General features: G+C 64.2%; 14 protein-coding genes and 1 pseudogene. 7 read left to right on the top strand and 8 right to left on the bottom strand.

Annotated features, from left to right (window positions below; all coding sequences use genetic code 11):
• Positions 1 to 116: 116 nt before the first annotated feature.
• The 5 genes from BMY29_RS00310 to BMY29_RS00290 all read right to left on the bottom strand — a co-directional run bounded on the left by BMY29_RS00310 (position 117) and on the right by BMY29_RS00290 (position 6,967).
• The gene (locus tag BMY29_RS00310) at positions 117 to 1,190 is read right to left on the bottom strand and encodes a mannonate dehydratase (RefSeq protein ID WP_049990268.1); all 1,074 of its coding nucleotides are present in this window, start codon (positions 1,188 to 1,190) and stop codon (positions 117 to 119) included.
• Between the two features lie 132 nt (positions 1,191 to 1,322).
• Entirely contained in the window at positions 1,323 to 2,489 is a 1,167-nt protein-coding gene (locus BMY29_RS00305) for an enolase C-terminal domain-like protein (RefSeq protein WP_049990269.1), read from the bottom strand.
• Positions 2,490 to 3,225: 736 nt separating this feature from the next.
• Positions 3,226 to 4,875 (bottom strand): thiamine pyrophosphate-binding protein, encoded by a 1,650-nt coding sequence (locus BMY29_RS00300; protein ID WP_049990270.1) that lies wholly within the window; start codon positions 4,873 to 4,875, stop codon positions 3,226 to 3,228.
• Between the two features lie 89 nt (positions 4,876 to 4,964).
• Complete coding sequence (locus tag BMY29_RS00295; protein WP_049990271.1) at positions 4,965 to 5,921, bottom strand: malate dehydrogenase; 957 nt, start codon at positions 5,919 to 5,921, stop codon at positions 4,965 to 4,967.
• Between the two features lie 107 nt (positions 5,922 to 6,028).
• Positions 6,029 to 6,967 (bottom strand): dihydrodipicolinate synthase family protein, encoded by a 939-nt coding sequence (locus BMY29_RS00290; protein ID WP_049990272.1) that lies wholly within the window; start codon positions 6,965 to 6,967, stop codon positions 6,029 to 6,031.
• A gap of 215 nt (positions 6,968 to 7,182) precedes the next feature.
• On the opposite strand from BMY29_RS00290, the gene BMY29_RS00285 reads away from it, so the two are divergent.
• Both BMY29_RS00285 and BMY29_RS00280 read left to right on the top strand, forming a co-directional pair.
• Entirely contained in the window at positions 7,183 to 7,611 is a 429-nt protein-coding gene (locus BMY29_RS00285) for a universal stress protein (protein ID WP_049990290.1), read from the top strand.
• A gap of 21 nt (positions 7,612 to 7,632) precedes the next feature.
• Positions 7,633 to 8,150: pseudogene (locus tag BMY29_RS00280) on the top strand (SDR family oxidoreductase); the annotation flags it as partial.
• A gap of 25 nt (positions 8,151 to 8,175) precedes the next feature.
• Here the strand turns inward: BMY29_RS00280 and BMY29_RS00275 are convergent.
• Positions 8,176 to 9,120: a D-2-hydroxyacid dehydrogenase gene (locus tag BMY29_RS00275; protein WP_049990273.1), complete on the bottom strand. Its 945-nt coding sequence runs from the start codon at positions 9,118 to 9,120 to the stop codon at positions 8,176 to 8,178.
• Between the two features lie 260 nt (positions 9,121 to 9,380).
• Here BMY29_RS00275 and BMY29_RS00270 point away from each other — a divergent pair, with 260 nt between their 5' ends.
• Entirely contained in the window at positions 9,381 to 11,372 is a 1,992-nt protein-coding gene (locus BMY29_RS00270) for a TRAP transporter permease (RefSeq protein ID WP_049990274.1), read from the top strand.
• 266 nt (positions 11,373 to 11,638) lie between these two features.
• A complete protein-coding gene (locus BMY29_RS00265) occupies positions 11,639 to 12,562 on the top strand; it encodes a TAXI family TRAP transporter solute-binding subunit (protein WP_049990275.1) in 924 nt (307 codons plus the stop codon).
• A gap of 150 nt (positions 12,563 to 12,712) precedes the next feature.
• Here the strand turns inward: BMY29_RS00265 and BMY29_RS00260 are convergent, their stop codons facing one another.
• Entirely contained in the window at positions 12,713 to 12,949 is a 237-nt protein-coding gene (locus BMY29_RS00260) for a hypothetical protein (RefSeq protein ID WP_049990276.1), read from the bottom strand.
• A gap of 259 nt (positions 12,950 to 13,208) precedes the next feature.
• On the opposite strand from BMY29_RS00260, the gene BMY29_RS00255 reads away from it, so the two are divergent.
• A complete protein-coding gene (locus BMY29_RS00255) occupies positions 13,209 to 14,390 on the top strand; it encodes a CaiB/BaiF CoA transferase family protein (protein WP_049990277.1) in 1,182 nt (393 codons plus the stop codon).
• Positions 14,391 to 14,504: 114 nt separating this feature from the next.
• Positions 14,505 to 15,899, top strand: coding sequence for an FAD-binding oxidoreductase (locus BMY29_RS00250; protein ID WP_049990278.1), 1,395 nt, complete (start codon positions 14,505 to 14,507; stop codon positions 15,897 to 15,899).
• A gap of 74 nt (positions 15,900 to 15,973) precedes the next feature.
• On the opposite strand, the gene BMY29_RS20790 is transcribed toward BMY29_RS00250, so the two are convergent.
• Complete coding sequence (locus tag BMY29_RS20790) at positions 15,974 to 16,135, bottom strand: hypothetical protein (RefSeq protein ID WP_173424907.1); 162 nt, start codon at positions 16,133 to 16,135, stop codon at positions 15,974 to 15,976.
• Positions 16,136 to 17,758: 1,623 nt separating this feature from the next.
• Between BMY29_RS20790 and BMY29_RS00240 the strand changes: the two genes are divergently transcribed.
• Positions 17,759 to 18,397: a prolipoprotein diacylglyceryl transferase gene (locus tag BMY29_RS00240; RefSeq protein ID WP_049990280.1), complete on the top strand. Its 639-nt coding sequence runs from the start codon at positions 17,759 to 17,761 to the stop codon at positions 18,395 to 18,397.
• The last annotated feature ends 88 nt before the right edge of the window (positions 18,398 to 18,485 follow it).

Genomic DNA, 18,485 nt, shown 5'->3' with positions numbered 1-18,485 from the left:
CGATCCGCACGGTAGCGTTCGCGGTCGCCGTTCGACCGAACTATCGGCCCGCTACTATGACTCTGCGAGTCCGTTCACTCGGCTGTGTTCCGCGCCTGGCGAAAGCGATGGGGTTCCTACTCGACCTCGATCGGGTGTGCGGAGCGTTCGGTACGGACCGTGTCGATGACGCCGCGGAGGTAGCCGACGGTGAAGCCGCGACCGCGGTGTCTCCAGTCGTCGTCGTCGACCATCTTCGGGACGTGATCGGGAATGACCGCGCCCTCGAATCCGACGTCCCGAAGCGCTCGAACCGCCTCGGCGGGAACGAAGTTCCCGTTGTCGACGAAGGTCTCGTGGAACTCGGGGACCGTGCCGACGACGTCGCGGAAGTGAACGAAGACGATATCGTCGTCCGCGCCGAATCGACGGATCACCTCGGTCACGTCTTCCCCCATCTGGGAGAAGCACCCGAGACAGAGCTTCAGTCCGTGGTTGTCGCTCGGAACGAGGGCCATCGCCTTTTCGAAGTTCTCGACGTTCCTGAACAGGCGAGGGATCCCGCCGAGCGACTCGAGGACCGGCGGATCGGCCGGATGGAGCGCGAGTTCGACGCCGGCCCGTTCCGCGACCGGAAGCACCGTCTCGAGGAAGGACCGATAATTCTCCCAGAACTCTTCTTCGGTGTACTCCCGATCGAGATCCGGCGCGAGGGCGTGCGGATCGTCGAGTTCGTCGAATTCGAACGCGGTCGCCTCCGCCCCACCCCGGGTTTCGACCGGCGTCGTTCGCATCGGGACGACGCTTCGGGGATTCCACTGATAGCCCAGAATCGGAACGCCAGCCGTCCCGAGGTTCTCGATCAGGGTCGTGATCCGATCGAGCGCTTCGTCCGCGCCGTCGCGACCGAACATGATGTCGCCGTACATCGAGTACGGAAGCGAATGGATACCGGTCAGCGACAGACCGGCGTCTGCGACCCGTGCTTGCGCGGCAGTGAGTTCCGCGACGGAGGGGATGTGGTCGGGGCCGACCGCGATGGTGTCGGTGCCGTCGCGGTCGTTGAACTCGTCCGGTTCCTCCTCCGTGTCGGCGTGATCGACGAAGACGTCGGTCGCGCCCAGCTGCCGAACGTACTGTAGTCGCGAGTCCGAGAGCGAGCGCGTGCGAACGCCGACTCGAACGTCATACGTATCACTGCGATTGGCCATATCCCATCTCTTCGGTCCACCAACTAAGATATTCCGGCGCTGCAGGGACGTGGTGCCGATCGGATGCCCTGACGCAGTGTTCAATCTGTCAGTCGCGAGTTGGCGACGACCCGCTCGCGCCTGGCCGACGGGTCACTCGTATACGCGACGGCCGGTCTCGCGCTCTTGGATCTCCGCCCAGTCGTACTCGACGCCCAATCCCGGCCCGTCCGGGACGCTGACGTGACCCTCGTCGTCGATCGCGTCGAGCATGTCGGAGTAGTCGTCCGCGTACACCGGCGGCTGGGTGTTCGGACAGTCCGGGTGGACGAGCGCTATCTCGTAGTAGTTGCTGTTCCGCGTCGCCGCCAGGCAGTGTCGGTGGGCCGGCCCCGGTGCGTGGTACTCCACGTCCAGGCCGAACCCCTCGGCGACGTGGGCGATCTTCATCGCCCCGGTGATGCCACCGTCGTACTCCGGGTCCGCGCGGACGAAATCGGTCGCCTCCGCCGAGATGAAGTCCGTGTGGGGTTCGAGTCCGCGGACGTGTTCCGTCTGGAGTAGCGGCGTATCGATCCGCTGTCTGAGTTTTCGATGGGCGTGTTGAGAGACGCCGCCGTCGCGGTACGGATCCTCGTACCAGAGGAATTCGGCGTCGTCGCAGGCGCGGCCCATTTTCAGCGCGTCGGCGAAGGTTGCCGGCTCGCAGGCGGGGTCGAGCATCAGGTCCATCCGGTCGCCGACGCGGTCGCCGACCGTCCGGACGGTCTCGGCGGTCTCCTCGGGGTCGGTCCAGTCGCCGCCCCAGTCGTGGATCTTGAACGCCGGGTACCCCATCTCGAGACACTCCTCTGCGAAGTCGGCGAACGCGTCCGGAGAGTCCAGCCCTCCGTTCTTGTCGCCCTGGTAGGTCGAGGCGTAGGCGGGGAACGACTCGCGGTACGTTCCGAGGAGTTCGTGGATCGGCGCGTCGCGGTATTTCCCGGCGAAGTCCCAGAGGGCGATGTCGAGAGGGCCCAGACCCATCCAGTCGTACTTCCGGAGGGCGCGTTTCATCGCGCTCCAGTGGCGTTCGCGCTCGAGTGGATTCTTCCCGATCAGGTACTCCGCGATCATATTGATCTGTGCGGCCGCGGGGGAGTTCCCGCCGACGTATTCGCCGGTGACGCCGGTGTCGGTGTGAATACGGAGGGCGAACAATCGCCGTTCCGTTGTGGCACCGGGTTCGTAAACGACGCTGAACCCGTTCGGACTGTATCCGACGTCCGGCAGTTCGTACGCGAATTCGATCGATTCGATGCGCGTGATGGTCGGAGACATTGACATGTATCTATGCCATGTGGTATCTAATATCTTTGTATTGGGGACAGAAACACAGTACCGATCACGGCGACCGACGTCGTTCGCGGTGCGAGAAATATCGTTCCCCAAGCGGGAACAGGACGCTCGTTCGCATGCCGTTCAAGTGTTCGGATCGGCCGGGACAATTTACAGCCGTATGTACGTAATGACTCCCATCGGAGCCGTTGTTTACAACCGTACGAAAGTAATCTATACCGCTTAGTGAGGAAATTAATGCGCATGGACGCGTTCGGTCCGCGGTACGAATCGATTCGTTCGGTCCTGGGGAACCGAAGCACCGTTCGAATGGAACCGCCGTTTCAGGCCGAAGTCGTCCGTTGTGGCCGTTTCTCGGCATCGCTGACGGATAGCGATCGTATCGCAGGCGACGGCCTCGTGAAGTCGTAATCCGCGGTGCCGCCGAGCAAAATGGGGGAGCGACCGGTCGTTCCCTCACGGGGAACTGAATCGGGCCGAACCGCTTCTCTGCGGAGCGGCTTGACCGCCGTCCGGGCGTCTGAGGGTACTCATACCTGTTCGCGGCCGCGGACACGGCAGAGACCGTGATCGAGAACCGGAATCGATGCTCTGATCGTGCGCTTCGCGGCCAGCGACTGCCGGCGGTACGGATCGACTAGCCGGTGGTGTGGCCGTCCGTAACGAACCGGTCGACTGCGGTTTCGGTCACGCACTCGGGCGCTTGCGACCCGCATCGTCACTCCGTCATCCTGACGCCGGCCTGGGGTTCCGCGGGATCGGTCGGTACTTCGACGAGCGTCGGTCCGTCGCTCTCGAGGGCGTCAGTGACGGCCGCTTCGAGTTCTGCGGGCGTTTCGGCGTACTGAGACGCCAGGCCGATCCCGTCAGCGATGGTTTGGAAGTCCAGCGGCGCGTCGGTCCAGCCGTACTCGCTCGTGGGGAGTCGATAGTTTCGCTCCGCCTCTTCGGAGATGATCGCGTAGTCACTGTTGTTGAGAACGACGACGGTGACGTCGATGTCCTCCGCGACGAGCGTGTGGAGTTCGTGGACGCTCATCATCAGTCCACCGTCACCGACGACGGTGAGAACCTGCTGGTCGGGATTCGCGAGCTTGGCGCCGATCGCCGACGGGAGCCCGGACCCCATCGTCGCCCACGATCCCGGATTGACGTAGTCGCGGCAGTCGTATACCGGGAACGTCACGACAGTCCACACGCGAGAGCCGCCGGCGTCGGCCGTTACGATAGCGTCCCTCGGGGCTGCGGTACGAACGGCGTCGAGCGCGGCGACGGACGGCAGTGGCGACTCGTCGGTGTTCTGGAGGTCCGCGATCCGGTCCCGATCGGACTCGCGGACTGCCCCCGCGCGTTCGGCCCCCGGTTCGCTCCGGACGGCTCGGTTCGCCAACGCGTCCGCGAGCGCGGAGAGCGTCTGGGCGGCGTCCGCCGCAATACCGACCGCCGGATCGTACCCGATTCCGATATCGGATGCGTCCAGCGACACGTGGACGAGGTCGTCGGGGAGATCGACGCTCCACTTGCCCGTGCTTACCGCGTCGAAGTCGGTTCCGACGCCGAGGGCGGCATCCGCATTACTCAACAACGCCTGCAGTTCCGTACTCGACCCGCCGCAGAGAACGCCCGCCGACAAGGGGTGGTCTTCAGGGAAGGTCCCCTTGCCCTTGTACGTCGTAACCACCGGCGCGTCAAGGCGTTCCGCGACGTCCCGAAGCGCGGCGGGCGCTTCGGCCGATCGGACGCCGCCGCCCGCGACGACGACGGGGCGTTCGGCGTCGGCCAGCAGCGACGCGGCCGCGGACACCGCCTGGTCGGGGGCAGACGGAGCGGCCGCGGGACGTGCGTCGCCGGTCGAGGCGAGTTCGACGTCCATCGGCAGGAAATTCTTCGGGATTCCGATTCGGACCGGCCCCTTCGGCGGAGTCCGAGCGATCCGAATCGCCTGCCGGAGTTCCGCGACTGTGCTCTGGGGTGTCTCCACGAGGATGTTCTCCTTGACGACGTTGTCGTAGGTGTCGGGCGGCGTCTCGTGGATCCCGTCGCCGCCGCGGATCTCGGGCTCCGTCTCGACCGAGATGTGGATCAGCGGCGTGCAGTCGTTGAACGCGTTCTTCAGCCCGTTCATCGCGTTCATATCCCCCGGTCCGGGAATGACGACGGTCGCGGCCATCTCGCCGCTCGACTCCGCGTACCCCCACGCGTTGTGAGAGACGACCGTTTCGTGGCGCGCCATCACGAACTCGACGTCGTCCCGGTCGGCGACCGCCTCGTTCATCGGGAGCGTTTGCTTACCGGGGATGCCGAACAGCGTCGTGATCCCTTCGTCGACGAGACAATCGATTACGGCAGCACCAACTGTAACTGTCATACATCCCCTTGTTATCGGATCGCTCTAAAGCTTTAGGGCGTCACCGGGGCGACGACCGAGACGAGCACGACGGACCGTCTCGATGCCGTTCAGTCAGTAGCGAGGTGATCGTACGCCGCGTCGAGGAGTTCCCGTTCCTGGTCGGACAGCGACCAGCGTTCGATCCGATCCCAGCCGTCGGACGAGAGGACGACCGGGACGCTCATACTCACGTCTTCGTATCCGTATTCACCGGCCAACGGCACCGACAGGCAGATCGGCGCCGTCGTGCCGCCCGTTAGGATCGAATGGGCCACCGCGGCCACGCCCCGTCCCGACACCCATCGGGACGACTCCGCCGCGCCCCGCTGTCGCATGACGTCGTACGGAACGTCCCGGACGTAATCGAGGACCTGGCGACGCTGCGCTGCGGACAGCTCGAGGGGGTCTCCCCCGACGGTCGCCTTCGAAAAGACGGGCACGAGGTGTTCCCCGTGCTCGCCCATCATCGGACAGTGAACCGTGTGCGGATCGACGTCCCGAATACGACCGATCTCGGCGACGGCACGGGCTGTCTCCGAGAGGGAGTAGCCGACGAAGGACTCCCGTGGCCAGCCGGAGTTCCGCCAGAGGCAATCCGTGATCCGGTCGACCGGATTCGTCACTACGACGACGGGACGCGGGTCGGCGCCACGCATCCAGTCGCCGAGGTCGTCCGCGACGGGCCGGTTCTTCTCGTAGTAGCTCTCCCGTCCGCCGCGGCCGACGGCATCGTCGGTCCGCGAGACGTTGTAGGCGACGACGAGACAATCGGTGTCCCGAACGGCGTCCGGGCCAGGCTCCGCCGTCGTCACGGGCCCGGCGCCCCAGCTAACGTGGGAGCCGATCGAGCGTCCGACCTCGTGCGTATCGTGGTTCATCGCGTGCTCTACGTCGGTCGCGTGGCCGGCCGCGGCGTCGTCCGCAACGTCGACCAGGCGAAGCTCCACGTCCGGAACCGTCGTTGCGAGGGTGTAGGCGACGGTCGACCCGACTGCCCCGGCACCACCGATGACCGTTACGTGCATGTGCCACAGTGTGGCACTCGACTACATTGTAGTTGCGGTCACTCTCCCAACCAGAAAGCGCGGAAAGCGAGGGACTACCGCCTGGCTGTCGCCGTCGATCGGCCGATTCACTCGATAAGGCGGTCGATATTGTCGTCGAGTTCGCTGTAGAGTTCTTCGGCTCGCCGTTCGTCCGCCTCGGAGAGCGGGCGGATCGGTTCCCGGACGGTGCCGCCGTGAAGACCGGCGAGCTCGAGACCCTTCTTAACCGCGGGGATGCTGATGGCACCAGGAATCTCGTTGTTCTCACCGCGCTCGTCGCGGAAGTTCTGATAGGGGAGGCAGACGTTCCGCAGTTCGCGGGCGCGTTTCCAGTCGCCGTTCTCGAGCGCGTCGAACAGTTCCAGGCCGACCTCCGGACGGAAGTTGCTCACGCCGGCCGAGAAGCCCTCCGCGCCCTCCGCCCAGAAGGCGACCGAGAACGGTTCGGCCAGGCCGTCGACCCAGACGACGTCGTCGTCGCCCGCCGCGACGCCGGCGCCGAGTTTCACGGGATCCGGTAGCGCGTACTTGATTCCGGCGACGCCGTCGACCCGCGTGAGTTCGCCGAGGTACTCGACCGACGGATCGAACCCGCGGACGTACGGCACGAGCGGTTGGTCGGTACTCGCCGCGAGCGTGCGGTAATACTCGAGGAGCCCCTCTTCGTGGAGGTAGGTGTGGTCCGGGGGCATGATCATCATCGCATCGACGCCGATGCGATCGTATTCGCGGATGAGTTCCGTCGCGTCGACCGTGCTTCCGCCGACGCCGGCGAGGACGCACGCGTCCGCGGGGAGCGCCTCGACGGCCGTCTCGGCGACGGCGACCCGTTCGCGCCGGGTCAGCGAGTGGTACTCGCTGATGTTCGCGGTCGCCAGGAACGTCTCGATACCCGCCTCGTGGAGCAATGTCGCGTTTTCGCGCAACTTCTCGTGTTCGATCTCGCGATCGTCGTCCAGCGGCGTGAGGAGCCCCGCGGCGACGCCGCGGAGGTGCTCCTGCACCTGGTCGGCTGACAATGCCATGCCTTCCGATTGAAGGGTGCTGGCGCATAAATCCATCGCCGGCGGAGACGTCGAGCGCAAGCCCGAAACGGTGGCTCCGCTGATTGACGCTCCGGACTCCCGGCTCCTGCTGGCGTTGGACATCCCGCGTCAGCCGAACGCGGTGGGTGGGAGCGGCGCCGTCCACGGGGCACTCCGCGATACATTTATGATGGTGGTCGTTCCTCGACATGACGATGTACGAGATACTGTTAGCGGTCGATTCGAACGTCGAGCAGTCCCTCCGCTCCGCGGCGGTCGTCACGGGCCTCCCGCGAGCGAGCGACGAAATCGAGGTGACCGCGCTCAACGTCTTCGAGGAATTCGACGCCACGGACGCCGGCGGTCGCGCCTCGTCCGAGGATCTCTTCGAGGATCAGCCCGCGCCGGAGAGCCTCGAGCGCACGGTCGAGTTCCTGACGGAACACGGCGTGTCGTCGACCGCCGAGCGGCGCCACGGGGAGCCGCCGGAAGAGATCACGAACGCGGCGCGGGAGTTGGACGTCGATCTCATCGTGATGGGTGGTCGTCGGCGATCGCCGGTAGGGAAGGCGCTGTTCGGCAGCGTCGTCCAGGCGGTTCTACTCGACGCGGATCGGCCGGTCACCGTTTCGTTGTCCGACTAGCTCGCCCGCCGACCCGCCGGAGCGGCCGGCGGGCCGCCAAGCGGCGAGTTCCTCGAGACGACCGACGAGGACTGGAACGACGCACACGAACTCCTCGTGATGAGCGTCGTCCGCCTCGTCCGGGAAAGCGCCGACGCGCTCCAGGCAAACGGCGGCGGGACGGTGGTGAACATCACCTCACGCAGCGTGAAGGAAGCTATCGACGGTCTCGTCCTCTCTAACTCGGTTCGGATGGCCGTCGTCGGCCTCGAAAAACGCTCTCGCGGGAACTGGCGCCGGACGTGCGAGTAAACGCCGTCCTACCCGGTCCCCACGAGACCGATCGCGTGGAATCGCTCATCGAGGACGCCGTCGAACGCGGCGAGTACGATTCCTCCGAGGAGGGCCTGACCGCCCGCTCGGACAGCGTTCCCGTCGGACGCTTGGGCGACCCGATGGGGCTCGGAAAGACGGTCGTGTTCCTCAGTGCGCCGTGCTCCGAGTTCATTACCGGAACCACGGTCACGATCGACGGCGGCCTCGGTCGGGCGACCCTGTAGGCACGATGGCGGACTCGGTTCCGACTCAGACGATCCGGTTGCGCAGGGCGTCGCCGGCCCGTCGCCGGTCGTAGTTCTCGAGGAACAGCTCGACGAACCGCGGGATGAACGCCCGCGAACGGCCACCGACGTGGGGCGTGACGATCACGTCCTCGCGATCCCACAGCGGCGACTCCTCGGGCAAGGGTTCCTCCTCGAAGACATCGAGGCCGGCACCCGCCAGGCGATCCGCTGCGAGCGCGTCGGTGAGGGCCGCCTCGTCGATCACCGGGCCGCGGGCGACGTTGACGAGCATCGCAGAGTTCGGCAACGTCTCGAGAGCCGCCTCGTCGACGAGGTGGTGTGTCGCCTCCGTGAGCGGGACCGCCACCACGAGGGTGTCCGTCTCCGGGAGCAATTCGAAGAGGTCGCCGGAGGGTCGGACCCGTTCCGTCGGCAGACAACCGTCGTAGGCGTCAGGATCGCGTTTAGTCCCGAAAACGTCCATGCCGAACGCGCGGCCGCGGCGTGCGACCTCCTCGCCGATGTCGCCGAGTCCGACCACGGTGAGCGTCCGCCCTTGCAGGTCGAGCAGGTCGGTCCCGAGGTCGCGATCCCACTCTCCGCGGCGCTGATTTTCGAAACAGCGGGGCAGTTGACGGGCCAGGCCGAGGAGCAGGGCGAACGCGTGATCGGCGACGGGGTGGCCGTAGTTGCCGCCGGCGTTCGTGAAGGCGATGTCGTTCGCCTCGAACTCGTCTAGCGGAAACGCCGCGTATCCCGCGCTGGTCGCTTGCACCCAGTCTCCGGCCGAGAGACCGTCGAGATACTCGTCCGTCCAGTTCGTCGGGTTGGTGACGAAGACGTCGGCCTCGGAGAGGGTCGCCAGGCAATCCGCCTCCGTCTCCGCGCGGACGACGGTCAACGCCTCGCGTTCGTCGCGAAGCGCGTTCGCGATCGGCTGATCATGTCTCACGATGACGCTTGGCATGAACGAGTTGTTTCGCAGACTAGTGTAAAGATGTACTGGTCGCCGTAGATCGTCGATCGATCGCCTGTCTCACGTGATGAGAGGCCACGGAATGGGGAATTCGATCGCCGACGTGTCGGATTCTCTCGTCGTGCGGTTCTCGGCGGCGACGCCCCGATACACCCTCGAAACAGCGGGAACGGCCCCTGCGATCAACGAAGATATGAGGTGAGTACACATACCGAATATTTATGGCCTAGGATGGTAGTCGTACACAATGGATGTTCGAACGACGCTCCACCGTGCCGGGAAGCCTAGCAAAGGCGATAGATATACTAGTGTTAGTGCTCGCGGTCATCATGTGGGGGCTCGCGGTGTACTACGCGTACACCCAGATGATGCCGCGGGCGAAGTATACGCTCGGTCTCTTCGGTCTCGGGTTCAGCATCTACATCCTCGACGAGATGACGGACACACTCGAGGAGCGGGATTACCTCGATCTCGCCCTGCTGGTGGTTTCGCTGCTCATCGTGTGTGTCACGACGACGTACTTGCTGTGGTACTTCGACGAGTTACTCTTCGAGCGGACCGGCTTCGGCTACCACGACGAGTACGTCCTGGCCCTGATGTTTACGCTCACGATGTTCTACCTCATCTTCCGCGAATTCGGGACGGCGTTTCTGGGCGTCATCGTCGGCGGCTCCCTCTATGCGTGGCTCGGTGATGGACTGCCAGGGATCCTCGGTCACGGCGGGTTGACTCCCACTCGGATCATGAACGTCTTCGTGTTGGACTTCACCGGGTTCTTCGGGTCGATCAGCGGTATCGTCGCTGCCTGGGTCTCGCTGTTTCTCCTGTACGCCGGCCTGCTGGAGGGGTACGGCGCGTTCGACTACGTGATGCGAATCGCGTTTCGGGCCTCGGAGTATCTCAGGTCAGGGATCGCCCAGTCAGCGGTCATCGCGAGCCTGGCGATCGGATCGATCAACGGGTCACAGGTCGCGAACACGGCGATGACCGGATCGGTCACGATCCCCCTGATGAAAGAGAGCGGCCTGAAGCGTTCGACGGCCGCTGGCGTCGAGTCCGTCGCGTCCTCGGGCGGACAGATCATGCCGCCGGTCATGGGAGCGGCGGCGTTCATCATGGCGTCGATCCTCGGGATCACCTACTTCGAGGTCCTCGTCGCGGGCATCGTTCCCGCGCTCGTCTTCTATATCTCGGTCGCCATCGCCGTTCACTACTCCGCGGTCAACCAGAACATCAAATCCGGTATCGAGGAGACGCCCGAGTCGGTCGGGGAGAAGAAATCGCGACCGGAGTTCGTCTCCGAGACCCTAAAACTCGGCATTCCGTTCGCCGTTCTGGTCTACGCGCTCGGGATCGCACAGTGGACGGTCATGTCCTCCGCGCTGTACACGGCCATCTCGATGGTCATCATGGGGATCACTTTCCCGCTCGTCGAGCGACTCCTGGGGTGGAACCAGGTGTCGATCCTCGATCTGCTGGGCCAGACGCTGGCCGGTCTCAAGGGCGGTGCGACCATCTTCGGCCCGATCGTGGTCATCGTCGCCGCGATCAACGGTATCGCCGATCTCCTGGTGACGACCGGCGTCCCTGGAAAGCTCGCGCTCGCGCTGATCGAGCTGTCGGGCGGCGTCCTCCTCGTGGCCCTCGTGCTCGCGATGGTGATCTGTATCGTGCTCGGGCTCGGGATGCCTACGGTCGCGGCGTACACGATCGTCGCCCTGCTGGTGGCGCCGGCGCTCATCGAAGGGTTCGGACTGACGCGGCTCCCGGTCCACTACTTCGTCTTCTACGCGGCGATTCTCTCCGGCATTACGCCGCCGATAGCGATTGCAGTCGTGGTCGCGTCGGGGATCGCGGAGGCGAACTTCTGGTCGTCGGCGTTCGAAGCCGTCAAGATAGCCGCACCGCTTTTCGTCCTCCCGTTCGCGTTGATCTACAATGCCGAAATCGTCGCTGGCGGACTGTCGATGCACAAGCTCACGTCGAGCGTCCTGCTACTCGGCGGCGCCGCTGCCATGGTTCACGGCCTGAACTACTACGGAAAAGCGTTCGACAACAGGGCGGTCAACTACGTTCTCAGCGCCGTATTCGTCGTTCTGGGCACGATCGTCATGGCGGTACCCAGCGATTTCATCCGTCTCGCCCTCTCGGTCGTCCTCGCCATCCTCGTGACGGTGCAGTTTATGCAAGTCAACGAACTGGACCTTACACAGATGCGGACAGTGATTCAACGGCGGATCTGAGCGATCCAGGGGCGATCGAAACTCGAACATCGCCGTTTCACGTCGGCTTACTCCGTAATTGGGACGGGCTACGAAGTAGTTGTTTCGTGTTATCAAGAATTATGGGTGTGTATCTCTCCCACAGATTTAATATCTATTAATACGAAGGAATTCGCGTAATGTCTGAGAGGCCGACTTCAAGACGGCGGTATCTGAAAGGTGCTGCAAGCGTCAGTGCGATCGGGCTGACCGGTTGTCTCGGTGGGGGCGGAGGTGATTACGTGGACATGCGAGTCGGATCGTCGACCCAGGGGTCGACCGTCTTCCAGACCTCGCAGGCGATTCAGCGGGTCCTCCGGGAGCAGTCCGACTCCGTCCGGTGGGACACGCAGACGACCGGCGGCGATCCGGCGAGCACCCGGATTTACGATCAGGGGGATCTCGAGGCCTACGGCATGACCAATTACACGGTCAAAAACGCGCTGAACTCGCAGGAGCCATTCGAAGACGAGGATCTCGACGTTCCCTATCAGGGGTTCACCTACTTCGTCCGCGACGACCACTTCGTCGCGCTGGACGGCACGGGGATCGAGACAACCGACGACCTGCTCGGGCGCGACGTCTACCTCCTTCAGCCGGGTTGGGGGACGCGCCAGCAGTTCATGGACGCCATGGATGAGGACCCCGACCTGAAAGAGGAACTCACGGAAAACGTCGTCAACATTGACACCGGCGACGTGGCCGGGGCCGCCGAAGAGGGACGGATCGAGGCGATCCTCTCGTACGGTGCGAACGAGGTCAACCTCCCGACGTGGATGGCCGAGACCGGTGCCCGTGTCGACCTTCACAGCGTCGAGGTAACCGATCAGTTTCAGGACGTGTTCGAACAGTCGAACCTGGTTTCCTACTACGAGAAAGACACCTACGGCTACGAACAGGACGTCGGCGACACGTTCCAGGGCTGGAACCTGCTCTTCCAGTACTTCTTCGACCCCGACCTCTCGGCTGACGCGGTCTACGAAGTGCTCGAGATCGCGTACGAACACTACGAGAGCGTCCAAGAGGGCCAGCCCGCGTTCTTCCCATACGGGGAAGAACCCGAGCACTTCGTCACCGCCATCGAATCGGATTTCCTGCCGGTCCATCCGGGTGCAGCCGACTTCTACGAGGATCACGACCTCTGGGACGACAGCTGGGAGCGAGGTGACTGAACCGAACCGAGGGTCGATAGACGAGCGTCTCGACGCGCCAGTTACACACCGGTCGTTGCGAACCGAGAACCGACTTTTACGGCCTCGAATCGAACTCGCGGGACGGGGACGAGGACGAGAACAAACACTCGCACGAGAAGCGGGCCGCCGTCAGAACTCGAAGAGCGCGACGCCGAAGTAAAACGCGGTGACCCAGTACACCAGGAGCGTCGCCAGGAGAAGGGTGAAGAGCGCCTTGACGCCTTTTTTGAAGGCGTCTACGCGTGCTGGTGACAGGATCTCCCCGAGCGGCGTGCTGATTCGATCGATGCGTCGGGACGGCGCTCGCATCGGAGCCTCGCGGTCGTCTCCGTCGGGAACGCCTGAACCACTGGTATCCGATCCCATACTATGTTATGTCGCACCACGAGACATAAATATTCGCATCAGTCGTTCGCGACGGATAACGCATCGGAAGAGCGACTCGGACCGTTATCCGGCCGGACGGTCGACATCGATCCGACGGTCCGACGGCTCGCCGATTCGGTACGTCCGCGAGTCGAACGGCGCGTCGGCCCGGGAATCTTTTAGGATCGAGCGGCCGGTCTCGCAGCGACGCTCGGCCCGGCGTAAGCTATATGCGTTCCACCGAGGATGTCTCGCGAGTATGCAACCGCTGGACGATATTACCGTCATCGACGCGACCCAGGCACTGGTCGGTCCGTTTACGGGACAGACGCTCGGCGACCTCGGGGCGGACGTGATCAAAATCGAACGGCCGGAGCACGGTGACCTCACGCGGACGTACTCGCCGCGGTACGGCGACGAACTCTCCGCGTACTTCGTCAGCACGAACCGGAACAAGCGAAGCGTCAGTCTGGATCTCACGACGGCCGAGGGCCAGGCGATCCTCCGCGAGTTGATCGCGGAGGCGGATGTGTTCGTGCAGAACTTCGCGCCCGGGAACGCGGCGACGTTCGACGCCGAGTACGAGACACTCTCGGCTGTCAACGACGATCTCGTCTACTGCGACATCTCCGGATACGGCCGGGACAGTCCCTACGCCGACCGGAAGTCCTTCGATATCGTCCTTCAGGGCGAGTCGGGGATGATGAGCGTCACCGGTACCGAGGACCAGCCCGCGCGGATCGGCGTCTCGATCTGCGACCTCGCCGGCGCGATGACGGCGATCTACTCGATCCTCACGGCGCTGTACCACCGCGAGCGAACCGGCGACGGAGAGTACATCGACGTCTCGTTGCTCGACGCGAGCTTCCAGTTTCTCGGCTACCACGTGTCGAACTACTTCGCGACGGGCAAGAATCCGACGCGCATGGGCACCCGTCACCCCAGCCTCATGCCCTACCAGGCGTTCGAGACCGCCGATTCGCACATCGTCGTCGGCGTCGTGAGCGAACACATCTGGCCGAAGTTCTGCCGGGCGATCGACCGCGAGGAGTGGATCGACGACGAGCGCTACGCGACGTTTTCGGATCGAGTCGAACACCGGGACGAACTGGATCCCGTCCTCGACGAACTCTTCGCCGAGCGAACGACCGACGAGTGGATGGCGATCCTACAGGAGGAAGACGTCCCCTGTACGCCGGTCCAAGACGTCGAGACGCTGGTCGACGATCCGCATATCGAGACCCGTGACATGGTCGCGGAGATGGAACACCCGGAGCTGGGGACGTTCAAGTCGCCCGCAAATCCGGTCAACTTCGACTCCCTCGAGACCGACGAGGAGGGGCCGCCGCCCCGGCTCGGAGAGCACACCGACGAGGTACTGGCGGACCTGGGATACGACGAGGCCGAGCGCGAGCGGTTGCAGACCGACGGCGTCATCTAGTTCGGACGTTGACGCGAGCGGGTCGGAGCGGCGGACGCGAAACGTGCTCGCTACCCGATCAGCCGATCCGGGTGGACCGATGCGATTTTATGCCAGTCCGTGAACCTTCTTCCCATGGTATCGGATGCCGATTCGGGCTACGACTGCGGATTTCTCGACGAGGTGATCACCGACGGACGGGTGGCACACGCGGAAAGCGTGTGCGAACAGTACGCATCTGATGCGAGCGTTCACCCCGAGCAGCTACCCGATGCCGTCGCCTGGCCGGCCGCGACTGAGGAGGTCGCGGCCGTCCTGTCGGCGGCCGACGAGCGTGGCGTCCCGGTCACGCCCCGTTCGGGCGGCTCGGGGCTCGAGGGCAGTGCGATCCCCTCGGCTGGCGGAATCGTTCTCAGTACCGCCGAGATCGAGCACGTCGAGGTGTCGCCCGACGACTTGCAGGCGACCGTCGGTGCTGGCGTCGTCTACGACGACCTGAACGAACGGCTGGCCCCGCACGGGCTGCGATTCGCACCCGGCATCTCCAGCGGCGACGTGGCGACGATCGGCGGGATGGTCGCGACGAACGCCAGCGGCTTCAACGCGGTCCGGTACGGGGAGACCCGCGACCACATTCGTCGGCTCGAGGTGGTCACCGCGGACGGACGCGTCGTCGAGTGCGGCAGCGAGGTCGTCAAGACCTCCGCGGGGTACAGTCTGACGGACCTCTTCGTCGGCAGCGAGGGGACCCTCGGCGTCGTTACCGAAGCCACGCTCGGTCTAGTCGGCATTCCGGAACACCGCCGCGCGGCACTGGTGACGTTCCCGTCGCGCGTCGACGCGTCTCGGGCCGTCGCCGACGCGATCGGATCGGCGTTGGTTCCCGGCGCCATCGAGTTCATCGACGCCACATCCTTGAAGGTGATAAACGCCTACCGCGAGGACGTCACCTTCGCGGAGCGCCCGACGCTGCTCATCGAGCTGCACGCGAACAACAGCGGGATCGAGGAGGACCTCGCGTTCGCGAAGGCGATCTGCGAGGACCACGGGATGCGCTCGTGGGAGTCGGCCCCCGACGGGGAACTCGACGAGATCTGGCAGGCCCGTCGCGACAAGTATCCGGCGACGCGGGCGTACCGGCAGGAGTGGGACATCGCTCTGGTCGGCGACGTGGTCGTCCCGATCTCCCGCTATCCGGAGATCGTCGACGCGGTCTCGCAGGCGAGCGACGATCTCGATCTCGTCACCGCCTGCGTCGGGCACGCGGGGGACGGAAACCTCCACTTTACCCCGCTGGTCGATCCCGATGACGAGGCGATGGTCGAGCGGGCTCACGAACTGAACGATCGCGTCGTGCAGCGGGCCATCGAACTCGGCGGCAGCGCGACCGGCGAACACGGCGTCGGCATCGGGAAGCGGAAATTCATGGAGGCGGAACACGGCCAGGCGCTCGATCTCATGCGCTCAGTCAAGGAGACGTTCGATCCGAACGGCATTCTGAATCCCGGAAAGGTGCTGCCGGACGCCTGACCGACGTCGGTGGCGGCCGCCCGGCAGAGGGCCGCGATGGTTGCGAGGCTCATCTCGGGGGCGGCAGACGGCGCTCAGAGCCCCGAAAGCAACGCGGCGACGAGACTGAAGAACGCGAACCACAGGAGCGTCCGGACGAGGAGTCGGCTGTAGCCGTCCCTGATCGGCGCGGCCTCGTGGAGCCGTCGTTCGGCGTCGAGGAGCCGCCCGATCGGTCCCGGTCGGCCGTCACTCATCCGTCGACGTCACCTCCTCGAGCGCTCGCGAGCCATCGACTCCGCCGTCGCGTGTCCAGAACGTTCACATCGGAGATGATCGATCCACGACGGAAAAAAGGTATCGCCCGGGACTGCCCCGGCCGCCTCGGCGCCGTCGTCGTTCCCCGCCCCACCGATCCGACAGCGAACCCGTCAGCGGCTGCGTCAGTTCGTGACTGAGGGGATACAGCGAGAAGAGCCCGCTCGCGAAGAGGATGAAGACCCGGGCAGCGATCGCGAACCCAATGAGAATTCCGGCCCGCCAGCCGAATCGATCGCCGAGAATCCCGCTGGGAGCTGCATCGCGGCGTCCCTCTCCCACATGAGCGAGGGGCCGAGGCTGACCGCAGCGTTCGAGCCGGCAACTTCCTCGGTGATCGCCAGGACGAACGGGCTGATCGCCAGGCGCGCGACCATCGTCACCATAAACCCACGGACAGAGTGCAGCGGTGTGCGTAACACACGGTACGGTACCACCGACTCAGAGACCGCCCTGTTCGTTTCGATAGTGGAAGGGGTGGCTCAGTTCGCGACGGCCTGGTCCGAATTCCGCGTCGGTTCGCGACGGAACGACGGTCGATACGTCGCGCTCGAGACTCGTCTACCGCTCCGGTTCGTTCCCGATAGCGGAACTAAGCTGGCCGTAGCACGGCCGATCAATCGGCGCTGATCCGGCATTGTCGCGATGTCACGCCGGGTATCGAGTTCGAGGATCGGGGGCTGATGTCTGCAAATACCGCCGTATTCGTCGGTCCGAACCGGCGATGCGCGATCGATTCCACGACGCCGCAGCCAGGCGGCGGATGGGTCGGCTTTCGGAACGGGTTCCTCCGTGAGGAACCGTATGAACCACCGCCCCAAATCTCCGAAATAGTGGACTCAGGCCCAGATCTGATTCATGTATACCACAATTATGAGGCATTATAAAACAAGCGCATATAATATATCGGGTACTAATTCGGAAGTACAACCATCGGGGTTCGCGACACGGGAACACACAACATGGGGCCGGCCGATGTTTTCCCAATGAATTACAACCATATGTTTGTAATCGTAAGCCGATCCGGTCACAACCCGGTACACGAACACAACCGCTCCGGTGCCAAATATGTGCCCGACCGGCGGACTCGAACCAGAGAGCGAGAGGCCGAGAACAAATATATAGTTACTATAAAACCCATTCATAGTTTCTTCGAGCCATCATCATGAAGAGGAAAGACGGCCCTACTATAATACCGGTATATGTGGCTACCACTGATCAGACTGCCCGAAGAGCGCACACACCGGCGCATTCGGCAGGGTACTGACGACGGCCGGTCCCTTCATCATTTCGATATTTACAAAATACCAGGGTTTCCGTCCGTGGCGGACGGCCATTCGATTCAAGACGACGATATACCGATTCCGTGACGAAGTAAGGCCTCTACGGCACAGTGCCGTAACTGTTCTGTCCATGAGCCAGCCATTCCGGGAAAACATCTATATAGTTTTTCTCCTTCGGTAGGCTGTCGTATCGACTGATGACTACCGATCGATAGCCGGTATCTGTCGTTGAATGGATACCCCCCAACCCACTTCCCGGCCGAGCGCGTACCATTCGTGATGCGACTCCGACCACCCGCTCGTGATCAAGACGCTACCGTCTCGGCACGTCGCCGGACGGACGGAGCCTCGTCCGTCGGCGGGCCCGTCAGACTCCTGCTCGTCAGCCTCGGCGTTTTCGCGCTCGCCTACATCATCTCGCGCCTCTTGGGCTCACGCGACCGGGCCCCGAGCCCATCCGTCGAGGGTGTTCAGGAACGCGCCGTCAACGCCATCCCCGATCAGGTACGGAACCGGACCGTCGAGGCCATCCCGACCGATCCCACCGAGTCCGTCGCCGAAATTCGGGATCGGGCCGACGACGCCGTGCCCGACGACGTCGCGCGGATTCCGATCGGAGAACCCGGTGAGGACGAAAGCGAAGGGGAAGGCGACGAATCGGAGACGGAAGCCGACGACGAACCCGGAGCGCCCGCTGAGACCGACGAGGCCGACGTGCTCGACGAGACGGCAACGAACGCCGACTACACCGATCGGGAGCGCTCGGAGGAGGAAATCGCCGAGCGAGCGGAGTCCGACGTTCAGGAGGAACCCGCGGAGCCAGGCGAGATGACGGTCGACGAGGACGTCGCCGAGGATCTCGTCGACGCCGAATCGATGACCGAAACCGACGACGAGAGCGAGGAGACCGAAGAGTAACTCGAGCAGTGATCGTGACGGTTGCGCGTTCGCAGGCACGTGCCGTCCGGTTCGCTGCTCGGCTAGCGGTTCCGTTCGACCCGCTCGT

The organism is Natrinema salifodinae, from assembly GCF_900110455.1.
In the GTDB taxonomy this organism is placed as follows: Archaea; Halobacteriota; Halobacteria; order Halobacteriales; family Natrialbaceae; genus Natrinema; species Natrinema salifodinae.
The sequence above is the reverse complement of the archived record's forward strand: the minus strand, read 5'-3'. Positions and strand labels throughout refer to the sequence as shown.